This window comes from Bacillus cereus group sp. MYBK220-1 (genome assembly GCF_051916445.1).
GTDB lineage: Bacteria > Bacillota > Bacilli > Bacillales > Bacillaceae_G > Bacillus_A > Bacillus_A cereus.
The window spans coordinates 839,725-860,434 of sequence record NZ_JBQAGQ010000001.1 but is presented as its reverse complement, the minus strand read 5'-3'; the positions used below and the strand labels follow the sequence as shown (position 1 = coordinate 860,434).

Genomic DNA, 20,710 nt, shown 5'->3' with positions numbered 1-20,710 from the left:
TTATATGTGATTTTTTAATCTACTCCCCATGAGTTTCGCCATTTGTTTTGCATCTGGATTTTCTTCATCGTACAATTTCTCAATAATGTTAATATAATCCGTCTCATTTCGATTTTGACTTAATTTATATGCAGCCTGGATGTCTCCTACTTTAATTTTAAACCCAACTATGCCTTTCAGTTCATTTTCTAACAGAGTAGGGGAAAGTTTATCCCATAATACTGGATTTTCACGGTGCTCTTCATATTTTTTCAGCATTGTTGTTAATTCATCTATTAACTCCCCTTTATCTAAAATACTTGCTTTACCATATATATGGACAGCTTGATAATTCCATGTTGGAACTTCTTCATTTTCATACCAAGAAGAAGAGATATAAGAGTGCGGTCCCTGAAACATTATAAGAACATCCTCACAGGTTTCAAATGTTCTCCACTGGGGGTTCCCATAAGCCATATGTCCAGTAATAAAATAATCATCACCTTGTTTAGTTAACCCAAAAGGCAAATGAGTTGCGATTGGTTTCTCTTTTTTTGTTGTGACGATTGTTCCAAAAGAGTTTTTTTGAACAAAATCCCAAATTTCATCAACATTTGTGACTTTAAAATACTTTGGAATATACATAATAGCCCACCTCTCAAAAAAGTTATATGAGTGTTTTGATCATGATAAGGTCAACTTGTTCGTCATCGCCCATATAAAAGGAGTGAGAGCCAGCTTGTACAAAACCTAAGTTCTTATAAAAAGCAATAGCATTTTCATTTTTTTCCCATACGCCTAGCCAAATATTCTTTTTATTATTTGCTATTGCAATTTCAATAGCATTACTTAGTAGGTGTTTACCAAGACCATGTTTTTGAAAGGAGCTCTTTATATAAATTCTCTCGACTTCAAGTGATTCATCGCCCATTTCTTCAGACTGAGCATCATCAGTATTGATCTTCAGATACCCAGCAATTTCATCGTTGAAGTAGACAAAAAAGAATTGAGAAGAGTTATTGGATAATTCTTTTTCTAATTGCTTTAAGTTAAATGCCTTTTCCAAATAATGATGCATATTTTCGGGTGAATTTTGATGTTTAAAAGTTTCATTAAATGTTTCATAACTAATTTCTTGAAGTTTGTGTATATCTTTAAGGGTGCACTTTTCTATATGTGTAGTCATATTAATAGTTCGCTCCTTTATATAATCAATAACCTCTCTTATTTCCCTTTTTTACAAATTCCCAATCTTTTTCTATATTTTTTCTTACTCTTTGAAGAAGGTTAGAAATAGTTTCCGCTTCTGTTTCCGAAAATCCCTCTAATGCAACAGTATTTGAATAATCGTTTTCTCTTTTAATAAAAGGATAGACGTTTTTCCCTTTTTCTGTTGGGAAAAGTTTTTTGATTTTCTTGTTAGATTCATCTTCTTTCTTTTCGATAAATCCATTGAGTTCAAGCTTTTTGATAGCACGGGCTGCGGTTGTACGATCTACTTTTATCATCTCAGATAGCTTTTCTTGAATGATTCCTGGGTTTTCACATATTCGCACAAGGTACAAATACTGACCTTTTGTAAGCTCATATTCTTTAAATTCTATATTACTAATAGAATCTAATGCCCTTGCAATCATGCCAATTTCACGAAGAATTTCTTTCATAATGAACTCCTTATCTTTTATTTTTATTGCAAATGCAACAATTTGAAGTTACATTTAATATAAAATATTTTTATTGTAAATGCAACAAAAATAACGATGAAGAGGTTGATTAAAATGAAGTATGTTTTTTATGTATTAGGAATTTTAATATTAACCCTTGGTATTTCTTTCACAATACAATCAGATCTTGGAACGTCACCTTTTGATGCGCTTTTAGTAGGACTTTCTTTAAATGTGGGACTTACTGTGGGAAGCTGGGAAATAATAATAGCTTTATTATTAATATGTTGTAACTCAATTTTAAAAAGACATAGACCAGAGATACTAGGGTTGTTAACAGCATTCATAACGGGTATTGGTATTGATGTGTGGCTATTTTTCTTACGCAATTTAATTACACCTGAAATATGGTACAGTAAAATGATTTATTTTGGAATCGGATTAGTTATTACAGGATTAGGAACTGCAATATATTTACAAACAAATTTTGCTCCCATTCCAATTGATCGATTAACTTTAATCATACAAGAATTAACTAGAACGAATATCTTTATATCACGAACATATATTTACCTTATATTCTTAATAATGGCAACGATTTTACATGGACCAATTGGTGTTGGGACTATATTAACTGTTTGTTTAGGTGGGCTATTACTGAATTTCTTTATGCCACTTACTAAAAAAGTAATAGATCACTTATTCGTACACCAGAGTACAACATCACCAAGTTATAAGAGTAATAAAGCAGCTGACCACAATGATAACAAGAGTATCTTCTAAGGAATCCTTTTCTTTTTCTTGCAAAAAATCTAATTGTTTTTTAATGTAGTGATGTAGAAGGATGAACGAGAGAGGGTTTAATGAAGATGATACATATTTTATTAGCTGATGACGATAAACATATAAGAGAGTTATTGCATTATCATTTACAAAAAGAGGGGTTTAAAGTTTTTGAGGCGGAAGATGGAAAGGTAGCGCAAGACGTATTAGAGAAGGAAAACATTCATCTTGCGATTGTAGACATTATGATGCCGTTTGTTGATGGTTATACGTTATGTGAAGAAATTCGGAAGTATCATGATATTCCTGTTATTTTATTAACTGCGAAAGACCAGTTAGTGGATAAAGAAAAAGGATTCATTTCTGGTACAGATGATTATATCGTAAAACCATTTGAACCAGCTGAAGTGATTTTCCGTATGAAAGCTTTATTACGCCGTTATCAAATGCTGAGTGCAGACATTATTACACTCCACGGAACGACAATTGATCGTAAAGGTGTTGAGGTGAAGTGTAACGGACAGACGATTCTACTTCCGTTAAAGGAATTTGAATTATTATCACAATTAGCTAGTTATCCTGGGAGAACATTTTCAAGAGAAGAGCTAATTGAATTAGTATGGGGAATGGATTTTGAAGGAGATGAACGAACAGTTGATGTTCATGTGAAAAGGCTCCGAGATCGTTTCTCAAAACGAACGGATGATTTTCAAATTACAACGGTGCGCGGCCTCGGGTATAAGTTGGAGTTGAAATAAGATGAAATCACTATATTCTAGATTTGTATTTATGACGGTCGGCATTATGCTACTTAGTAGTATTATCGGCTTTTTATTAACGAACGTATATTATCAAGTGAAGTTAAAACCGTATAATAGTGAAAAGATTTTAAAGTATGCGGAAGAAGTTAAATCGTTATATGAAAAGCAAAGTGAAGAAAATCAAGAGACGTATTTGCATTCTATTGCAAAGTTAGGGTATGAAATTTATATTGTCGATGATCAAAAGAATGGAAAGCGTATCGGCAATGCGTTTCGTAAGACGACGATAAGTGATGATACAGTCCGTAAAGTATTGCAAGGTGAAACATTTAATGGTGTTTCTACATATCCGACTCGCCTATTTATTACCGGTTTTTTCGATAATGAATTAATAAATAGTGTCGGTGTACCGGTAAAGCACGGTGATAAACAGTACGCGTTATTTATTCGACCCGACATTCAGAACCAATTTGGCGAAATGCGAATTTTCTTAGCGGTATTACTTGGGTTTATCGTACTATTAAGCATTATCTTTATAGCGATTGCAGCAGGTTATATCGTTCGCCCAATCCGTAAATTTACGAAGGCTACGCAAAAAATTGCGAGTGGGGAATATAAAATTGAATTAGACGTAAAACGAAAAGATGAAATAGGAACGTTATCTACAAGCTTCCAAAAGATGACGAAAAGTATTAAAGAACTAGATGAAATGAGACAAGAATTCGTTTCAAATGTTTCGCATGAATTTCAATCACCGCTTTCTTCCATACAAGGTTTTTCAAAAACGTTGCAAACAGAAAAGATGAGTGAGGAAGAAAGAAATCATTACTTACAAATTATTGAGGGCGAAAGTAAGCGAATGTCTAGTTTATGTAAACAGTTACTTACGCTTGCTTCATTAGATAAGGAGGAAAAGGTTTTACAAATAAAAGACTTTTCCTTACAAAAACAAATTAAAGACGTCATTTTTATGCTTGAATGGAAATGGCGGGAAAAAGATATCGCCGTTGAATTTGATGTGCCGGACATTACAATTCAAGGTGATGAAAACTTACTTCATCAAGTATGGAGTAACATTTTCACGAATAGCATTAAGTTTTCAAACGATGGTGGAACGATTGAGTTTTTCGTGGAAGAGTTAGAGTCTAGCGTTATAATTTCTATATCAGACAACGGAATCGGTATGGAAAAAGAAGAAATGGATCGTATTTTTGACCGTTTTTACAAAGTAGATACAGCAAGGGCAAGAAACGTAGAAGGTAGCGGTTTAGGCTTATCAATCGTGCAGAAGATTGTTGAACTGCATAAAGGGACCGTTTCGGTATATAGCACGAAAGGGGAAGGGACGACTGTTCGGGTGGAGCTTCCTAAATAGATGAAAGAGGCTGTTTGGGAACAGCCTCTTCTTTTTTTGTCGCTAGTATACGTGTAAAATGAAAAAATATGAGTCATTTTAATTGCATAATCGGATGAGTTTATGGAGTGGGATTAGGAGGAAGTTTATTTAAAAATGTAGAATCTCTACAGAGTTAGAGGAAGTGTATTAAAACTTGAACTGTGTAGGGAGGAAATTACTTTGAAACGAATTGACTTGTTATTAAACGTACTAGATTCAACATTCGATAAAGAGAGTTGGTATGCACCGTTTAAACGTGCTATAGAAGGACTTACAGCTGAACAGGCTATGTGGAAACCAGCTGGAGAGACAACGAATACCATTTGGGAGAATGTTAATCATCTCACTTATTACAAAGAAAGACTTGCTGCAAACTTGGAAGGACGTGAATGGACATATAATCTTGACGGTAATGACACCTTTTATCTTACTAAGCAATCTAATAATGATACGGAATGGAAGGAAGTCGTTGAACGCTCTGAAAATGCTCAGCGTAATTTAAGACAGGTATTAAGTGCAATTTCTGAAAGAGAGCTTGAACAAAATTCACTTGAAGGTAAATTACTGGACATCATGCTTCATGATGCTTATCATACAGGCCAAATTATTCAATTAAGGAAAATGCAGGGGGCATGGCCATCAAAGCGTTAACGTAACCTTTTAGTTGGTGCTATTGTTGAATAAATTTTAGATATTCAAACGACTTCATTGTTATATTTTTAGTGAAGTATTTTACATCCAAAATGAAATAATTATATTTTTAACCCCGTCCCCAATTTAGAACGGGGTTATGTTTGTTCTGTTATAAAGCCGCACCTTTCCCGCGTTCTTCCTTAAACCGAAGCCCAAAAGTATCCGCTGTAATTTCATCAGCTTTCGGCAAAGCCCGTAATTTTGGATGAAGCAGCCATACGAGGGAAATGAATAAAATCCCAGTACTAGCAAGCGCGAAAATGAGTTGGCTACTATATACATTCGCAGTGTATCCGCCAATTAAAGAGCCGAGCGGCATAGCAATTGTGCCCATGCTCCGTGTGACTGAATTGATGCGCCCAAGATATTGGTTTGGAATTACAATTTGACCAATTGTCGCAAATAATATGTTGGTCGCACCAATTGGTATCCAAGCTAAGCCGAATAAAAAAATGGATAACCATTGAAATGGTACAATCGTAGAGAGAAACCAAAAGAAAGCGCCAGTTGCAAAGCTAATAATGGAGACACGGCCAACATTATGTTTACCAACCCATGAACTGAATAGTGCTCCAATTAAACAACCGGCTGATATAGCGGCTAAAAAGAACCCATATAATCTCACACCACCTAAAGAATCAGCGAAAGAAGGGAGTATGGCCATCGTCATACCGATTGAAAAATTAGCGACAACGGAACCGATTAAGAAGACGCCCATTAAGGAACGAAAGACGATTGAAAACCCTTCTTTTAAATCAGTGAAATATTGCTTAGTTGAAAGTGATGTGCCCGTTTCGGTTTGTTTTGGCATTTTCAATGAAACGAACAAAAGGGCAGTAATCGCAAATGTAAAAGAGTCGATCACATATAAAGTAATCGCGCCAAATAGTGCTACTAATATTCCAGAAAGAGTCGTGCAAATTAAATCAATGCCTTGGTATGCAAATGAGAAAAGTGAATTTCCTTTTAATAATTGTGTTTTATGCAGTAGAAGTGGTAAAGCTTTTGACTGTGCGGGATAGGCGAATTGTTCGATAAAGGCTACGATGGGCATGATGATGAGTAGTAGTTGGACTGTTAATAGGTCGAAGTAGTGTGTAATAGGAATGATTAAAATAAGAATGCATTGCAAAACTTGTGTGATGACGAGGGTGTTTTTTATGGACCATCTATCAATGAATGGACCAGTAAGAAATTGTAGTGCAGAAGGTAATAACGTAAGGGAACCAGCCAATCCAGAATAAAAAGGATTACCACTTAATTTGTATACGAGCCACATCGCTGCTACATAATACAAACTATCTCCTATGTTTGTAAAAATTCTCCCTAAAAATAATAAGAGGAAATTCCGGTTTTTTAATATGTCCACTTTATCTACTCCTTTATAATAAATTTATTCGGTAAAATAAATTTGACCGTTTATGTAAAAAAAATCGTATTACGATTTTTCTTCTTCTTTAATAAATTGCTGCATTGTTCTCTCAGCGATTTGAAGTGCAGTAGTAGAAATATAATAAGGTTTACTATTCGGATCTTTATCTGCACCTTTTGTGATTTCGTTTAATTCAGCCATTAATTCATAAAACTTTTTTACCCACACTTGAAATTGTTCTGGCGTAGCATCAAATTCCCAGCAGGATGAAACGTAATTCCACTTAGCTGGATCTTCACTTGCATTTCGTAATGTAAAAGCTTCTTCTGGTGCAGCGAGAATTTGGCTTTTCGTTCTTTCTATCATTTGTAAAAAGATTTGGCGACCTGATTCGCTTAATATTTCTAAATGAGGTAATAGATCTGCAGCAGGGGTGAAGCCTTTCGCGACAGATTGATAAAACTTTTGAACAATCCCATTCTTTTCTTCTGTATAAACGATCTCTATAAGACCATTCTTTTCTAATTCTTTTAAATGATAATGAATTTTCGCCCTTGAAATGCCGAATTTCTCAGATAGTAATTGTCCAGTATAAGGACGTTCGCATAGACGTATCATCATTTCGGAACGTAGTGGATCGCTTAATGCTTTTAGTTGGCTATAAGTAGTTAGTGTTAATACGGGCTTCAAAATGATCAACTCCTTAAATTAAATTACTCGGTCAAGATTATTTGACTGAATTGTATCAAGGATTTCGAATGTTTTCAATACTTTCTGAAAATTTAATCTTAATCTCTGTAATCTTCTGTTCATATTCCGTTCATATTTCTTTTTTATGATAAGTGCATAGAAAGAAAGAGGAAGGAGCGAGCGAAATGTTTTTAGCTCTGCGTGAATTAAAACAATCAAAATTAAGATACGGATTAATCGGATTGATTATGGTGTTATTATCATTTTTAGTCCTTGTTATTTCAGGATTAGCAAATGGATTATCATATGATAATGCTTCATCGATTCAAAATATGGAGGCAAATAAGTTCGTTTTAGCAGATGATGCGGAAAATAAATTACTTCGTTCACAAATTAAGAAAGACGATGTAGATAACGTAGTAAGTCAAGTAGGCGAGAAAGAGGCAGTTCCGTTTCGGGTGAAAGTTTCAACGTATGAAAAGAAAGATAGCTCGAAAAAGGTTGATATCGCTATTTTCTCAAGCGAACGAGATTCATTTTTAGAACCGAACATTGTAAAAGGGGAGAAATTAGGTACAGCAAACAACGAGATGGTTGCTGATGAATCGATTAAAGAGAAGGGAATCGATATTGGAGATACAATTATCGATCCTGTTTCAAAGAAAGAATTTACAATCGTCGGATTTACGAAAGATCAAATGTTTAGCCATACACCAGTCGTTTATGTAAATGAAGACGTATGGGGATCTATTTCACAACCAAACCAAAAAGATTATAGTGCAATTGCACTTAACACAGATAAAGAAATTAAAAATGCTCACGTTATCGATAAAAAAGAAGTACTGCAAAGTATTCCAGGATTTAAAGAAGAGCAAGGAACATTAACGATGATCATTGCGTTCTTACTTGTGATCGCTGCGTTATTAATCGGTGTATTCTTCTATGTTATTACACTACAAAAAACACAGCAATTAGGTGTATTAAAAGCAATTGGTACGAAGAACTCGTATTTAGCAAATAGTTTAGTCGTACAGGCGTTATTCTTATCAGTCGTTGCGATGGTAATTAGTATCGTTCTTGTACAAGGATTAGAACAAATTTTACCAGCGGGTATGCCGTTCTTATTAACAACACCGATGATTGCACAATACGCAGCAATCTTTATCGTAATTAGTATTTTAGGAACACTTATTTCGTTATACCAAGTATTAAAAGTTGATGCATTAGAAGCAATTGGAGGCGGGATGTAATGACTTCATTATTGAAATTAGACAAAGTAAGTAAAGTGTACGGAGAAGGGAATACGGAAGTAACAGCCCTTCATCCGATGTCGCTTGATGTGAAAGCTGGAGAGTTTATCGGAATCGTCGGTCCTTCTGGATCAGGGAAAAGTACATTATTATCAATCGCGGGTGCACTATTATCACCGTCAAAAGGGGATATTTACATTCGTGAGCAAAATATTACGAAGCTATCAGAAAAGGAAATGACAGACATTCGTTTGAAAAAAATCGGCTTCATTTTCCAGTTCGCAAATCTTGTTCCATATTTAAATGTGAAAGAACAATTACTTTACATTGCTAAGTTAAAAAAAGAAAGTAAACAAGAATCAGAAAAGCGTGCGGATCATTTATTAGCGGCATTTGGATTAGGAGAAAGAAAAAATCATTATCCAAATCAACTATCTGGTGGGGAAAAACAAAGGGTAGCAATTGCTCGTGCGTTCATGAACAACCCAGATTTAATATTAGCGGATGAGCCAACGGCAAGCTTAGACTCAAAACGCGCACGTGAAGTTGTTGAAATGATGAAACGTGAAGTGAAAGAGAGCCAAAAAGCAGCAATTATGATTACACATGATGAAAGAATGCTTGATGTATGTGATCGTATATTGACGCTTCGAGATGGACAGTTAATATAAAGAAAAAGGCCAACCGTATATGCGGTTGGCCTTTGTATCATTGTTTTTAATAAGTATAATGGCTTTATTTTGAGAATAACGTTTTAATTTTATTGCGTGTTATTAATAAAATCCCGCCTAATACAGATAGCATTCCTAGAGCCATATTGTTTGATTGCTCGCTACCAGCGTTAGGAAGTTCTTTAGCGTTATTGTTTTTAGTACTATTATCTGCTTGCGTTTGTTTAGACTGTGACACTTCATTAATCTTGTTATCAACATTTTGCTTCGTTGTATGTAACTCAGCTAATTTGTCGTCAATTTTTTTCTCAGTATGCTTAAAGTCGTTGATTTTAATATCTAAGTCTTGTTTTTTCTTTGTTAAATCGTCTGAAACAGTTTGTTTCGATTGTTTAATTTCGTTAATTTTATTTAGTAAATCTTCTCTAGCCTTTTGTAATTCAGCTAGTTTGTTTTTTACATCTTGTTTAGCTAGTTCTAAGTTAGCGGAAAGACTGTCTAAATTGCCTTTAATTTTCTTAAGTTCCTCTAACGTATTACCAGTATTCGGCTTGTTTTCTTTTAGTTCAGCGAGTTTGTCCTCAGCAGTTTGTTTCGCTTTTTTTAACTCAGCTAATTTTTCATCTACTTGTTTTTTAACTTCCTTAAGTTCATTAACCTTTTGATCAATGTTCTCTTTATGTTGCTTCATTTCATTCACTTTTTCATCGACAGTTTGTTTATGTTCTTTAATCTCATTCACTTTGTTATCGATATTTTGCTTATGCTCTTTTACTTCAGCAACTTTATCTTCTACTTGTTTTTTATGCTCTTTAATTTCAGCGATTTTATCTTCGGCGATTTGTTTGTCTTGCTGAAGTTTTGCATCTAACTCTTGTTTATGTTGTTTAATCTCGTTAATTTTTTCATCAGCAACTTGTTTACGTTCATGTAGTTCATTCACCTTCGTATCAACATTTTCCTTAACCTTGTTAAGTTCATTCAATGTTTGATCCACGTTTTCTTTGTGTTGCTGCAATTTCGCATCTAACTCTTGTTTATGTTGCTTAATTTCAGCTAATCGATCTCCCATACTTTGCTGAGGAGTAGCATCATTTACTTCCGCATGAGCAGGGTTCGCGCCAGCAATCATTGCTAAAGCTAGTGTAGACGCAGCGATTGTTTGTTTTGTTTTCATATTTTTGTACCTCTTTTCTTTCATATGCATGAACTGTTTTGTGTAAAAATGAGCATATAGAAGTAGATTATCTTATTATTATATACTATGTTAGGCGCTTAGAGGAAGGATTTGCATAATAATCTATGATTATGTAATTTTTATAATCTCTTATTTGGGGTAGGGGATAAACCTTTAGCTAGATGAACAATTTCTTCTATAGTAAAGCTTACATCTTTATTATTGCGAATAACAAACAAATAATCAGCCTCGTTTTCTACAGGATCTACCACATTATCGTGAAGTGATTCAGTTTGTTGTCGATCAAGTACTTCTTTGAAACTAGAATATCCACCTCTAAAAATATTCGTACTTCGCGTGCTTCGAGCCACTCTTTCGTAAAGTACATCATCTGGAATGTCAAAATGAACTAATATGCGTACATATTCATTCTGTGGAAATAATTCGTTTAGTAAATAGAATCTTCCGTTTTTACTGCGATTGGAATTACAAATAATAAGGTGTAAATTTGTATGTTCTTTCGCATAATCAACAATGAATTTTGAAAGACTGTGCTTTAGTGTATTTGATCCTTCTGTCGGCTGTAATTTTTCATAATGCGTGTTAATAAATTCAGCTTGATTATCTTGATCCATAACGAAAGAGTGGGGTAACTCTTTTTCTAATGCTCTTGCAAATGTAGTTTTTCCACTGTGTGTTTTTCCAACTGTAATGATGACTAATCTTTTCATGACGCCCTCCATTTGTATTGTTATGAACTGGAATATTCGGTGTAGATCGAAATCTTCCTGCTAGAGATTACACAAATTGTTGGAGCGTTAGTAGGCTGGGAACTTGACAAAAAAACTTATTTACGCTATAATTTACCAATATAAAAATAAGGTGTATAATAGGGTTCTCCTGGCCAGGGGAACCCTATTTTTGTTGTGAAAATGAAGGAGAGTGTATGTGCGTGAAACAAGGTGAAGCAAGTGTAACGTCGTTAGTATCAGCTTTCAGCAGGGCATATCATAGTGAATTTGATAATCCGAAAATCTTTGATGATTATGTAGCTAAAGAGTTCATTTCGCCAAAAGGACGAATTAATATTGAAACGAATATGGTTCAAGGAATACATTTCTTCAATACAGACATTGCACAGCAGTTTCAAGACAATCCAAAAGAAATATTAAAATGGATTACGCAAGTTCAGTTATCACCAACACCTTTAGCACGTGCGGCATATTGTGAAAGAGTATTACTACATGAAATTACATTAGGAGCGAAACAATACGTCATACTCGGTGCAGGCTTAGATACGTTCAGTTTTAGACACCGAGAATTGGAAAATAAAATAGAAATATTTGAAGTGGATCATCCTTCTACGCAGGTGTTTAAGAAGGAAAGAATAAAAGAAACAGAACTTGAAGTTCCAAAAAACCTTCATTTTGTTTCAATGGATTTTACGAAAGGATTTTCCTATGAACAGTTAAGCAATGAAGGATTTGAACATAAAAAGACTTTCTTTAGCCTTTTAGGTGTTACGTACTATTTAACGAAAGAGGAACTTGCTAGTTTATTAGAATGTTTATTCGAGATGGTTCCGGCAGGTAGTTCTATCGTTTTTGATTATCCCGATGAAAACTTGTTTACAGAAAAGGGACTGTCCAATCGAGTTGAAAATATGGTAAAAATGGCTGCGGTAGGCGGAGAACCGATGAAATCATGTTTTTCTTATGCCGAAATGGAAGCACTGTTAGAGAAGGCGGGCTTACTCATTTATGAACATTTATCGCCAGAAGACATAAATAAATTATATTTTGAAGGACGAAACGATTATTTGAAAGCTTTTGAGACAGTGCATTATGTGCATGCGGTGAAAAGGTAGGAAATTAGTAGGCATGGGGAGGAATCTCTGTGTCTTTTTTTATAAAAAAGGAAATGAGCTGTAGTGGTGGAAAATATAATTATAAATATATATAAATTAATGTTTTGTAGAAACTAAAGGAAAGGGGAAATAGAAGATGTTGAAATTACAAGGGAAATACAATGAAGCAAAAGTGTTTACTACGAATGTAGAAAAAACTGCAGCAGGTCAAATTATTGATCTTTGTAACCAAGAATTCGTAAAGGATAGCAAGATTCGTATTATGCCAGATACACATGCGGGTGCAGGTTGCACGATTGGGACAACAATGACAATTCAAGATAAGATTGTTCCTAATTTAGTCGGGGTTAACTAATCGGCTCAGACTTTAAACTACTCACTCAATTGACTGGGAACCCTAACGATAAAAGGCGAGGGCAATCAGCAGCCAGTGGTTATGGTGACATAATCGAATGGTTCAGAGACTTGTACCATGTTAGCAGACTAAGGTACAGAATTATTCCTCATCTATTTTGAATTGAAGAGGAATAATTAATACGGTGAGCCTACAGTAGAGACTGCATATCTCGATGACTGTAGAGAAGGTATAGTCCACTCTTTCAGGAAACTGAGAGGTAAGTACGATATTGGTTGTGGCATGGAAGTTGTTATGATTAATAAGAAAAAAGAGGAAATCAACTTCGATCACTTAGACGAAACGATACGTAAATTTGTCCCAAGTGGTTTTCGTATTCGAGATAAGGAACATCGATTTTCAAAAATGATTGATTTTGATAGTGTAAGAGCCCCGTTTACATTGCAACGTGCTCAAAAAAGTATTGGTACACTTGGCGGGGCCAATCATTTTTTCGAACTGAATGAGGATGATAAAGGAAATGTATACATTGTCATTCATAGTGGTTCGCGTAATTTAGGGAAACAAGTAGCAGAGTATTATCAAAACTTTGCTTACGAGCAACTTATAAACGTTAAATCTATTAAAGAAGAACTGATTGAGCGTTTAACGAAAGAAGGTAGACAACAAGAAATACATGAAGCTTTACGTGAAATTAAGAAACCGGTGATTCGCAAAGAATTAGCTTATTTAGAAGGACAAGGATTTAAAGATTACATGAATGATATGAAAATTGCACAAAAATATGCGGAGTTAAATCGTAAGGCAATGATTGATGAAATCGTCACTAAAATGGATTGGAATGTAACCGATCAATTCACTACAATTCATAACTACATCGATATGGAAAATATGATTCTACGAAAAGGTGCTATTTCAGCTCAGAAAAATGAACGAGTAATCATTCCAATCAATATGAGAGATGGTTCAATCATTGCATTTGGTAAAGGAAATCCAGATTGGAACTTTTCTGGCCCTCATGGAGCAGGGCGTATTATGAGTCGCAAGAAGGCGAAAGAAGTACTTAACTTAGAGGATTTTCAAAATACAATGACAGAGGTTTGGACTACATCTGTTGCAGAAAGTACTTTAGATGAAGCACCAATGGTATAAAAGCCAATGGATGAAATTATTGAGAATACAAAAGAAACAATTGATATTAAACATATTATTAAGCCACTTTACAATTTTAAGGCTAATTAAAAGAGGAGTAACGTTTATTAAAGAAAGAGAACTTGAAAAGATAGCATATTTTGTGGCGGTTATATAACAGAGATTAAAAAGACAACATATTAAACTAAGAGATTCATCATATTCATTTACATTTATGTAATGTTAAAGACTAGAAAGCTATATTGGCGCGAATTGCTAATTGTGGGGTGTGAAAAAAGACAAAATCTCTTAAAAAACACTTAATTTTTTACTCCATCTATCTTTACAATCCCTCTTTATAATGTGAATTGGACAAGCACCTAAGAGAAAGCAGAACATGTCAGTTTGTACATTCTATTATTAGGGGGAGAATTTGTATGAAAAAGACAGTTGCTTCGTTAGCAGTTATGGCGGCATTATTACCGACGTTTTCAGTGCATGCGGAAGGGAAAGAGCAAGCCCGAAAATCAGCTACAACTTTTAATGTTATTAGTGATATTCAAGGGGATTTAGGGGATTTTGATCATGTGCTAAAAGATATGAACAAAGTGACGCCACTTTCTAGAGCGCTTATTATGAATGGGGATATAACGCCGACTGGACAACAGTCACAATATGATGATGTAAAGCGTGTGTTAAATAAAAATAAGCATCCAGAAAATGTATGGTCTACTGTTGGGAATCATGAGTTTTATGCTGGTAAATGGACAGCGGATGGGAAACTCTCTCAAAGTACATGGCCAAATGGTGTAACTGAGGAAACTTTATTTAACCGCTATCTGAAATTTAGTGGACAAGAAAAGGTATATCATAAAAAAGAATTAGATGGTTATCCGCTTCTATTTTTAGGAACTGAAAAATATATGAAATACCACGATTCAAAAATGTGGGACGAAGTATATATGAGTGATGAGCAATTAGGTTGGTTAAAACAAAATTTAGAAGAGTATAGTCAAAAGGATAAAAATAAGCCAATCTTTATTCTCTCTCATCATGTTTTACCGGATACAGTATCTGGATCAAGACAATCACCATATTTACAAGACTATTTAAACGTCGATAAATTGTATGATATATTAAAAGACTATCCGCAAGTTGTTTTCTTCACGAGTCATACGCATTGGGATTTAAACTTACCTGACTGGGCTGGTAAAAAGAAAATTAAAGGCGGAGATGAAAAAGGATTTACTGTTGTAAATACGGGCGGGATTGAAACAGGCTGGATGTCAGCAGGACCAAATGGAGGAGAGAAAACTGCTCCAGATGGCTATTCATTTAAACAAGGGTTACAAGTGAAAGCATATGGTAACGATGTAATCGTGACAGCTTACGATTACAAACGTGATAAGGATATAAAGAAGTTATTAATTAGTGATTCAAAAATTGCGCAGATGGCACCAAATGTAACGGCAGATGATAGTAAAAATATAATTGTCGGTGCAACTGAATATATGGAGTACACTATAGAAGGAACGAATGAGTGGCATACGTATAGTAAAGCAAATCCTCCGAAATTTGATGGAGATAAAGTCGTATACGTACGCCATAAAGGTGAAATGAATTTAGAGCCGGGATTAACGCAGTTACTTCGTTTTACGGTAAATAAGTGATTGGAGGGAGTCTGCATTTGAATGTGTGGGCTCTTTTTTTGTTGATGAGAAAGGGGTTGCCTGTCTGTCGTTTTTTGTCGATAGATCGATATATTAAGAAAATCGTTGATATACTGCAAGTTACGATCGATATATTTGAAAAATCGTTGATATATTGTAAGTAATGAACGATATATTTAAAAAATCGTTGATATAAATTTCATGTACCGTAATTAAGTAAAAATCATTAATACGGTTTTACTTATCAAAATGAAATTCTAATACATTTTTAACCGAGAAAGATGACTTCACCATTTTTACGTGTAATAATAGTAACGTTACATATATTGTGAAAGAAGTACAAAAGGAGCGTTACAATGAATTTAGCTAAATTCCCGAGAAAAAAATATACAGAATCATATACACCAATTGAAAAGTTAAACAATTTTTCTGAAGCACTTGGTGGTCCGACTATTTATTTTAAACGAGATGATTTACTTGGTTTAACAGCCGGTGGCAATAAGACGAGAAAATTAGAATTTTTAGTTGCAGATGCACAGGAAAAGGGTGCAGATACGTTAATTACAGCTGGTGGTATTCAGTCAAATCATTGCCGTCTGACACTGGCAGCTGCGGTAAAAGAAAAAATGAAATGTATTCTTGTATTAGAGGAAGGGCTTGAGCCAGAAGAGAAGAGAGACTTTAACGGAAACTATTTCTTATATCACTTATTAGGTGCTGAGAATGTCATTGTTGTACCGAACGGAGCAGACCTGATGGAAGAAATGCATAAAGTAGCAAAAGAAGTAAGTGAAAAAGGTAGTACACCATATGTAATTCCAGTTGGTGGATCAAACCCTACAGGCGCTATGGGATACGTTGCTTGTGCGCAAGAAATTATGGCGCAATCATTTGAGCAAGGAATTGATTTCAGTTCAGTTGTTTGTGTAAGTGGTAGCGGCGGTATGCATGCTGGTTTAATTACTGGTTTTTCTGGAACACAAAGCCATATTCCTGTAATTGGAATTAACGTAAGTAGAGGAAAAGCTGAGCAAGAAGAGAAAGTAGCAAAACTTGTAGATGAAACTTCAGCACATGTTGGTATTCCAAACTTTATCTCGCGCGACGCTGTTACGTGCTTTGATGAATATGTAGGACCAGGCTATGCGTTACCAACGCCGGAAATGGTAGAGGCAGTTCAGTTACTTGCGAAAACAGAAGGTATTTTACTTGATCCAGTGTATACAGGTAAGGCAGTAGCGGGATTAATCGACTTAATTAGAAAAGGTAATTTTAATAAGGAAGACAATATTTTATTCGTACATTCAGGTGGTTCACCAGCTTTATATGCGAATACTTCTTTATTTGCGTAAGTGTAAAAAGCATTGGGTATCCAATGCTTTTTTTGTTATATACTGGAATTATTGAGAGGTAGGAGGATGATATGAATTCAAATTTAAAATGGATTATATATACGGTACTCGGCATTTCTATTCTATTAATCTTATTTGTGGCTTATGGGGTGTATTCTTATTTTACATTTTAAAAGCGTAATGGAAGTGAACCATAATGTAATGTATGTTATAGTTTGATATGTTAATTACTTACAATACTTTCCACAAGGAGAATACATAATGAGAGCAAAGAAACTAGTAACGTTAGCAGTTCCATTTATGCTGTTAGTCGGATGCGAGGTAGGAGATAAAGATTCTACTCATAAGACTGAGCAAACTAGTAAAGCAATAACAATACTTTCCGAACAACAGTATCCGTACTACATATGTGAGCAAGTGGTAGAGTTCCAATTTAAGAAGGATGAACTATTACTAAACTTAGGAGAATCCTTAAAGGATAAAGAAAAAGCAAAAGCTGTTTTAAAAACATCAAACGAGATAGATAAAATTTTAGATAATATGGAACACATAAAAGTACCTGATACATACAAAGACATTCACAAATCCATACAAGAAGGGGTAACAGAGGCAAGAAAAGCAACGAAGTTAATTAAGGATGCTGGTAAAGAAGATAAACAGAAGATTCAAGAAGCTGCAATGAAAGGTACTGAATTTTTATCAGGTGTAGACGGAGAGCATTGGAAAAAAGCAGTTTATGAGTTATCACAGGAAAACAAAGATGCTTATAGTAAGGCACTTGATAAGAAAGTAAAGGAGTACTCAAAGTAAAACAGTAACTTGTAACAATACATATCCACCTAAAATTTCCGCGAATGCTATGCTAGGAAGTTAGGTGGGAGATTACTGTCCTTAAATGTGGCTGATTAAAGCTACAGCCACATTCTCCTGTTCTAATTAACTAAAAGAAGAACTTCCCCATCCCGATTAAACTACTGATCATTCCTATTCCACTCATGGTGCTTTTTCCTGCTGTAAATAAGTTTCCAAGCATTCCTAGCTGACCGTTACCTCCGTTATTTCCCCATCCCATTGGGGCCCACGGACTACCCCATCCTGGAGGGTTTCCAAAAACACCCGAGTTATTGGTATTGATATGAAAAGGCTTGGCTGGCGGAGATAATAAAGCGGCAAGATGACCTTGTGCAAACATCCCTGCATGATTGAATGGTTGGGCCCAGGGGAAGGGAGGTTTTTGAAAATTAAAACCTGCATGGCCTGGTAATGGAGTCCAATTGGCAGGATGACCTTGTGGTATTATCCCTGCATAATTGATTGGCTGCTGCCCCCAAGAGAAGGGAGGAGGTTGGGGATTGAATCCCGTATAATTGGCTGATGAATCCCAACTAACTGGATAGACTCGATAACTCCAATTCTCAGGAATCTTCAAATCATTCATTACCTTAGATTTAGTTATTTCGGGCTGTGAATATAATGAAATTTGGTTAGTATATTGTTCCCCGTTTCCCTTTGAATTCAAATACCAATATTGGTGCATACGCTTATTCTCCTCACTTTAAAAATGTAATGTTAGACTTAGCCTATGTAATATTCCTTTTTATGGATGGTTACATAACTAGATCTACAAGCCTGTATTTAAAGGAATGGGTGTGTGGACTTGTTGATTTAAAGTTTCACTTTATTTTAGAAGGGGATTTTCAGTTGCTTATTTTGTGTATTTCAGCCTAATTTAAATTCCGTTAACAAACGTTTTTATAAAGGTTTCATCAAGAAAAAGATTTTAAAATGTTATGTTGAGCAAGTGGAATTGCTAAAAAGAGAATATCCATTCGAAGAGTTTGGCAAAATACTGCAAGGGTAATGTTTTCTTGTGCAAATATGTAAACGATTTAAACGAATCAATGAAATTTATAATGAAGGGGCAATTAAATATATGAGTGAAACATTACATAAAAGAAAACCACCATATTTAATGCTTGTAATTCTTTTTATTGGGGCATTTGTTTCATTTCTAAATAACTCGCTTTTAAATGTAGCCTTGCCATCAATAATGAAAGATTTAGACATTCAAGATTATTCAACGATCCAGTGGCTTTCTACAGGGTATATGCTTGTAAGTGGTATATTAATTCCGGCATCAGCATTTTTAATAACGCGTTTCTCGAATAGAAGCCTATTTATTACATCTATGTTGATTTTTATTCTTGGTACTGCCTTAGCGGCTGTAGCGCCGAATTTTGGTTTATTACTTACTGGTCGGATGGTTCAAGCGGCAGGCTCTTCAGTTATGGGACCTTTGTTAATGAATATTATGCTAGTAAGCTTTCCGAGAGAAAAAAGGGGAACAGCAATGGGGATTTTTGGACTAGTTATGATTACAGCTCCAGCAATTGGACCGACACTATCAGGTTATATTGTAGAGTATTATGACTGGCGTTTGCTTTTTGAAATGATTTTACCGTTAGCAATCATTAGCTTACTGATAGGGATTTGGAAATCTGAGAATGTCATGAAACAAAACAAAAATGCAAAACTTGATTATCTCTCATTACTATTATCTTCTGTCGGTTTTGGCGGTTTGTTATATGGATTCAGTTCTGCAAGCTCCGATGGTTGGACAAATAAAGTTGTCTTAACAACCTTAATCATAGGCGCTATTGCCCTAATTGCTTTTATTATCCGCCAATTAAAAATGGATGAGCCGTTATTGGATTTACGTGTTTACAAGTACCCAATGTTTGCACTTGCGTCTGTAATTGCAATTGTTAACGCGGTGGCCATGTTTTCGGGTATGATTTTAACACCAGCTTATGTACAAAACGTCCGTGGTATTTCGCCGCTGAGCTCTGGGCTGATGATGCTTCCAGGTGCGGTTATAATGGGGATTATGTCACCAATTACAGGTAAACTATTTGATAAATATGGTCCTCGTATTCTTGGTATAGTAGGACTTTCCATTACAGCCGTTTCAACTTATATGCTAGCAAACCTGCAACTCGACTCTAGTCACACACATATTATTCTTATTTACACACTGCGGATGTTTGGGATGGCGATGGTGATGATGCCACTTATGACAAATGGTCTTAATCAATTGCCAACTCGCTTAAATCCGCACGGTACAGCTGTTAATAATACAGCTCAACAAGTGTCCGGTTCGATTGGTACTGCTATTCTTGTTACGATTATGAATTCTGTAACAAAAACAAAAGTTGAAAGTTTAATGTCTGATATAGATCCAACAACCTTCACAGAAACTACGAAGGCAATAGTAACTCAAAAGGCTTTATTATCTGGAATTCAGTATTCCTTCTATGTAGCGCTTGGCATGAATGTTGTTGCACTACTATTAGTTTTTTTCGTTAAACGTGTAGATACAAGTGCGGAAGCCGTCGAGAAGTTAAATCGGTAGAGAAGAATAAAACGCTAGATAATGATTCCTACAAGTTGTTTGCTGATTAGATAGACTATAAAGAAATGCAAATTTTTACTGCTAAGGCGCCGGTATTTAAAGCTGGAAAAGAACTGAAAGAAGCAGTGACATAATTATGTAGTGAAAGAGGACCTGATGTTCATATCAGGTCCTCTTTCATTAGTAACACGGTATATTGCTTATTGTATTGGTTTAACTAAACCACTGATTTTTCAAATACTACAATCTTAAGCTCGTCAACTTCTCTATTTTGGGGTGTTTTAGAAGAAAATGAATTAAAATGATTGTTTTATAAACAAATACAAGAGATGAGATCCGTTTGCAATTTCTCATAAACATTATAATTTTAGATTATCTTTTAACACCAACATTAAAAGGGTCCAACTATATTTATTCGCTTCATTTTAATTTAGTATTTTTCTACAAGTTATAAATCTAATTGCCAAGCTTATACGTAATATCATAA

20 protein-coding genes and 1 pseudogene are annotated in these 20,710 nt (G+C 34.9%); 13 read left to right on the top strand and 8 right to left on the bottom strand.

The window, feature by feature from the left end; all coding sequences use genetic code 11:
- Genes paiB through ACTFRU_RS04315 form a run of 3 tightly spaced genes read right to left on the bottom strand, consistent with a single transcriptional unit; the run spans position 1 to position 1,643 of the window.
- Positions 1–624, bottom strand: a complete 624-nt coding sequence (paiB, locus tag ACTFRU_RS04325; protein WP_065224285.1) for a protease synthase/sporulation negative transcriptional regulator PaiB — start codon at positions 622–624, stop codon at positions 1–3.
- A gap of 22 nt (positions 625–646) precedes the next feature.
- On the bottom strand, positions 647–1,165 hold the full coding sequence (locus ACTFRU_RS04320; RefSeq protein WP_065224286.1) for a GNAT family N-acetyltransferase: 519 nt from the start codon (positions 1,163–1,165) through the stop codon (positions 647–649).
- 25 nt (positions 1,166–1,190) lie between these two features.
- Entirely contained in the window at positions 1,191–1,643 is a 453-nt protein-coding gene (locus tag ACTFRU_RS04315; protein WP_065224287.1) for a MarR family winged helix-turn-helix transcriptional regulator, read from the bottom strand.
- A 114-nt stretch (positions 1,644–1,757) separates the two neighbouring features.
- Here ACTFRU_RS04315 and ACTFRU_RS04310 point away from each other — a divergent pair, with 114 nt between their 5' ends.
- From ACTFRU_RS04310 to ACTFRU_RS04295, 4 genes are all read left to right on the top strand, one after another.
- Positions 1,758–2,426: a YczE/YyaS/YitT family protein gene (locus tag ACTFRU_RS04310; protein WP_322356878.1), complete on the top strand. Its 669-nt coding sequence runs from the start codon at positions 1,758–1,760 to the stop codon at positions 2,424–2,426.
- Between the two features lie 80 nt (positions 2,427–2,506).
- On the top strand, positions 2,507–3,184 hold the full coding sequence (locus ACTFRU_RS04305) for a response regulator transcription factor (RefSeq protein WP_000781961.1): 678 nt from the start codon (positions 2,507–2,509) through the stop codon (positions 3,182–3,184).
- Between the two features lies 1 nt (position 3,185).
- Positions 3,186–4,562 carry a sensor histidine kinase gene (locus ACTFRU_RS04300; protein WP_290101237.1) on the top strand — a complete coding sequence of 459 codons (1,377 nt, stop codon included), beginning with the start codon at positions 3,186–3,188 and terminating at the stop codon, positions 4,560–4,562.
- Positions 4,563–4,763: 201 nt separating this feature from the next.
- Entirely contained in the window at positions 4,764–5,234 is a 471-nt protein-coding gene (locus ACTFRU_RS04295) for a DinB family protein (protein WP_440037494.1), read from the top strand.
- Positions 5,235–5,385: 151 nt separating this feature from the next.
- Here ACTFRU_RS04295 and ACTFRU_RS04290 read toward each other — a convergent pair whose 3' ends face one another.
- Entirely contained in the window at positions 5,386–6,645 is a 1,260-nt protein-coding gene (locus ACTFRU_RS04290) for an MFS transporter (RefSeq protein ID WP_440037493.1), read from the bottom strand.
- A gap of 69 nt (positions 6,646–6,714) precedes the next feature.
- A complete protein-coding gene (locus tag ACTFRU_RS04285; protein WP_088362220.1) occupies positions 6,715–7,338 on the bottom strand; it encodes an ArsR/SmtB family transcription factor in 624 nt (207 codons plus the stop codon).
- 185 nt (positions 7,339–7,523) lie between these two features.
- Between ACTFRU_RS04285 and ACTFRU_RS04280 the strand changes: the two genes are divergently transcribed.
- The gene (locus ACTFRU_RS04280) at positions 7,524–8,588 is read left to right on the top strand and encodes an ABC transporter permease (RefSeq protein ID WP_000477773.1); all 1,065 of its coding nucleotides are present in this window, start codon (positions 7,524–7,526) and stop codon (positions 8,586–8,588) included.
- Entirely contained in the window at positions 8,588–9,259 is a 672-nt protein-coding gene (locus tag ACTFRU_RS04275; protein ID WP_000202606.1) for an ABC transporter ATP-binding protein, read from the top strand. Before ACTFRU_RS04280 ends, ACTFRU_RS04275 begins: the two co-directional genes overlap by 1 nt.
- Positions 9,260–9,323: 64 nt before the next feature.
- Here the strand turns inward: ACTFRU_RS04275 and ACTFRU_RS04270 are convergent, their stop codons facing one another.
- Positions 9,324–10,436: an LPXTG cell wall anchor domain-containing protein gene (locus ACTFRU_RS04270; RefSeq protein ID WP_367088276.1), complete on the bottom strand. Its 1,113-nt coding sequence runs from the start codon at positions 10,434–10,436 to the stop codon at positions 9,324–9,326.
- Positions 10,437–10,576: 140 nt separating this feature from the next.
- Positions 10,577–11,167: an ATP-binding protein gene (locus tag ACTFRU_RS04265; RefSeq protein ID WP_000826991.1), complete on the bottom strand. Its 591-nt coding sequence runs from the start codon at positions 11,165–11,167 to the stop codon at positions 10,577–10,579.
- Between the two features lie 215 nt (positions 11,168–11,382).
- Between ACTFRU_RS04265 and ACTFRU_RS04260 the strand changes: the two genes are divergently transcribed.
- From ACTFRU_RS04260 to ACTFRU_RS04235, 6 genes and pseudogenes are all read left to right on the top strand, one after another.
- A complete protein-coding gene (locus tag ACTFRU_RS04260; RefSeq protein WP_053089524.1) occupies positions 11,383–12,303 on the top strand; it encodes a class I SAM-dependent methyltransferase in 921 nt (306 codons plus the stop codon).
- 136 nt (positions 12,304–12,439) lie between these two features.
- Positions 12,440–12,658, top strand: a complete 219-nt coding sequence (locus ACTFRU_RS04255) for an RtcB family protein (protein ID WP_000916240.1) — start codon at positions 12,440–12,442, stop codon at positions 12,656–12,658.
- 282 nt (positions 12,659–12,940) lie between these two features.
- Positions 12,941–13,900, top strand: a pseudogene (locus tag ACTFRU_RS04250) (RtcB family protein).
- Between the two features lie 326 nt (positions 13,901–14,226).
- Positions 14,227–15,459: a DUF4073 domain-containing protein gene (locus tag ACTFRU_RS04245; protein WP_016122836.1), complete on the top strand. Its 1,233-nt coding sequence runs from the start codon at positions 14,227–14,229 to the stop codon at positions 15,457–15,459.
- Between the two features lie 356 nt (positions 15,460–15,815).
- Positions 15,816–16,811, top strand: a complete 996-nt coding sequence (locus ACTFRU_RS04240) for a D-cysteine desulfhydrase (RefSeq protein WP_440037492.1) — start codon at positions 15,816–15,818, stop codon at positions 16,809–16,811.
- 261 nt (positions 16,812–17,072) lie between these two features.
- Positions 17,073–17,621, top strand: a complete 549-nt coding sequence (locus ACTFRU_RS04235) for a hypothetical protein (protein WP_001201796.1) — start codon at positions 17,073–17,075, stop codon at positions 17,619–17,621.
- 130 nt (positions 17,622–17,751) lie between these two features.
- On the opposite strand, the gene ACTFRU_RS04230 is transcribed toward ACTFRU_RS04235, so the two are convergent.
- Positions 17,752–18,348 carry a hypothetical protein gene (locus ACTFRU_RS04230; protein ID WP_023522462.1) on the bottom strand — a complete coding sequence of 199 codons (597 nt, stop codon included), beginning with the start codon at positions 18,346–18,348 and terminating at the stop codon, positions 17,752–17,754.
- 396 nt (positions 18,349–18,744) lie between these two features.
- Here ACTFRU_RS04230 and ACTFRU_RS04225 point away from each other — a divergent pair, with 396 nt between their 5' ends.
- A complete protein-coding gene (locus ACTFRU_RS04225) occupies positions 18,745–20,223 on the top strand; it encodes a DHA2 family efflux MFS transporter permease subunit (protein ID WP_440037491.1) in 1,479 nt (492 codons plus the stop codon).
- Positions 20,224–20,710: the final 487 nt, after the last annotated feature.

Bases quoted from the DNA above. Each gene is read 5' to 3' on its own strand.
- ACTFRU_RS04230 (WP_023522462.1), bottom strand. From the start codon at position 18,348: ATGCACCAATATTGGTATTTGAATTCAAAGGGAAACGGGGAACAATAT.
- paiB (WP_065224285.1), bottom strand. From the start codon at position 624: ATGTATATTCCAAAGTATTTTAAAGTCACAAATGTTGATGAAATTTGG.
- ACTFRU_RS04320 (WP_065224286.1), bottom strand. From the start codon at position 1,165: ATGACTACACATATAGAAAAGTGCACCCTTAAAGATATACACAAACTT.
- ACTFRU_RS04275 (WP_000202606.1), top strand. From the start codon at position 8,588: ATGACTTCATTATTGAAATTAGACAAAGTAAGTAAAGTGTACGGAGAA.
- ACTFRU_RS04280 (WP_000477773.1), top strand. From the start codon at position 7,524: ATGTTTTTAGCTCTGCGTGAATTAAAACAATCAAAATTAAGATACGGA.
- ACTFRU_RS04315 (WP_065224287.1), bottom strand. From the start codon at position 1,643: ATGAAAGAAATTCTTCGTGAAATTGGCATGATTGCAAGGGCATTAGAT.
- ACTFRU_RS04235 (WP_001201796.1), top strand. From the start codon at position 17,073: ATGAGAGCAAAGAAACTAGTAACGTTAGCAGTTCCATTTATGCTGTTA.
- ACTFRU_RS04270 (WP_367088276.1), bottom strand. From the start codon at position 10,436: ATGAAAACAAAACAAACAATCGCTGCGTCTACACTAGCTTTAGCAATG.
- ACTFRU_RS04240 (WP_440037492.1), top strand. From the start codon at position 15,816: ATGAATTTAGCTAAATTCCCGAGAAAAAAATATACAGAATCATATACA.
- ACTFRU_RS04225 (WP_440037491.1), top strand. From the start codon at position 18,745: ATGAGTGAAACATTACATAAAAGAAAACCACCATATTTAATGCTTGTA.
- ACTFRU_RS04310 (WP_322356878.1), top strand. From the start codon at position 1,758: ATGAAGTATGTTTTTTATGTATTAGGAATTTTAATATTAACCCTTGGT.
- ACTFRU_RS04265 (WP_000826991.1), bottom strand. From the start codon at position 11,167: ATGAAAAGATTAGTCATCATTACAGTTGGAAAAACACACAGTGGAAAA.
- ACTFRU_RS04245 (WP_016122836.1), top strand. From the start codon at position 14,227: ATGAAAAAGACAGTTGCTTCGTTAGCAGTTATGGCGGCATTATTACCG.
- ACTFRU_RS04260 (WP_053089524.1), top strand. From the start codon at position 11,383: ATGTGCGTGAAACAAGGTGAAGCAAGTGTAACGTCGTTAGTATCAGCT.
- ACTFRU_RS04305 (WP_000781961.1), top strand. From the start codon at position 2,507: ATGAAGATGATACATATTTTATTAGCTGATGACGATAAACATATAAGA.
- ACTFRU_RS04255 (WP_000916240.1), top strand. From the start codon at position 12,440: ATGTTGAAATTACAAGGGAAATACAATGAAGCAAAAGTGTTTACTACG.
- ACTFRU_RS04300 (WP_290101237.1), top strand. From the start codon at position 3,186: ATGAAATCACTATATTCTAGATTTGTATTTATGACGGTCGGCATTATG.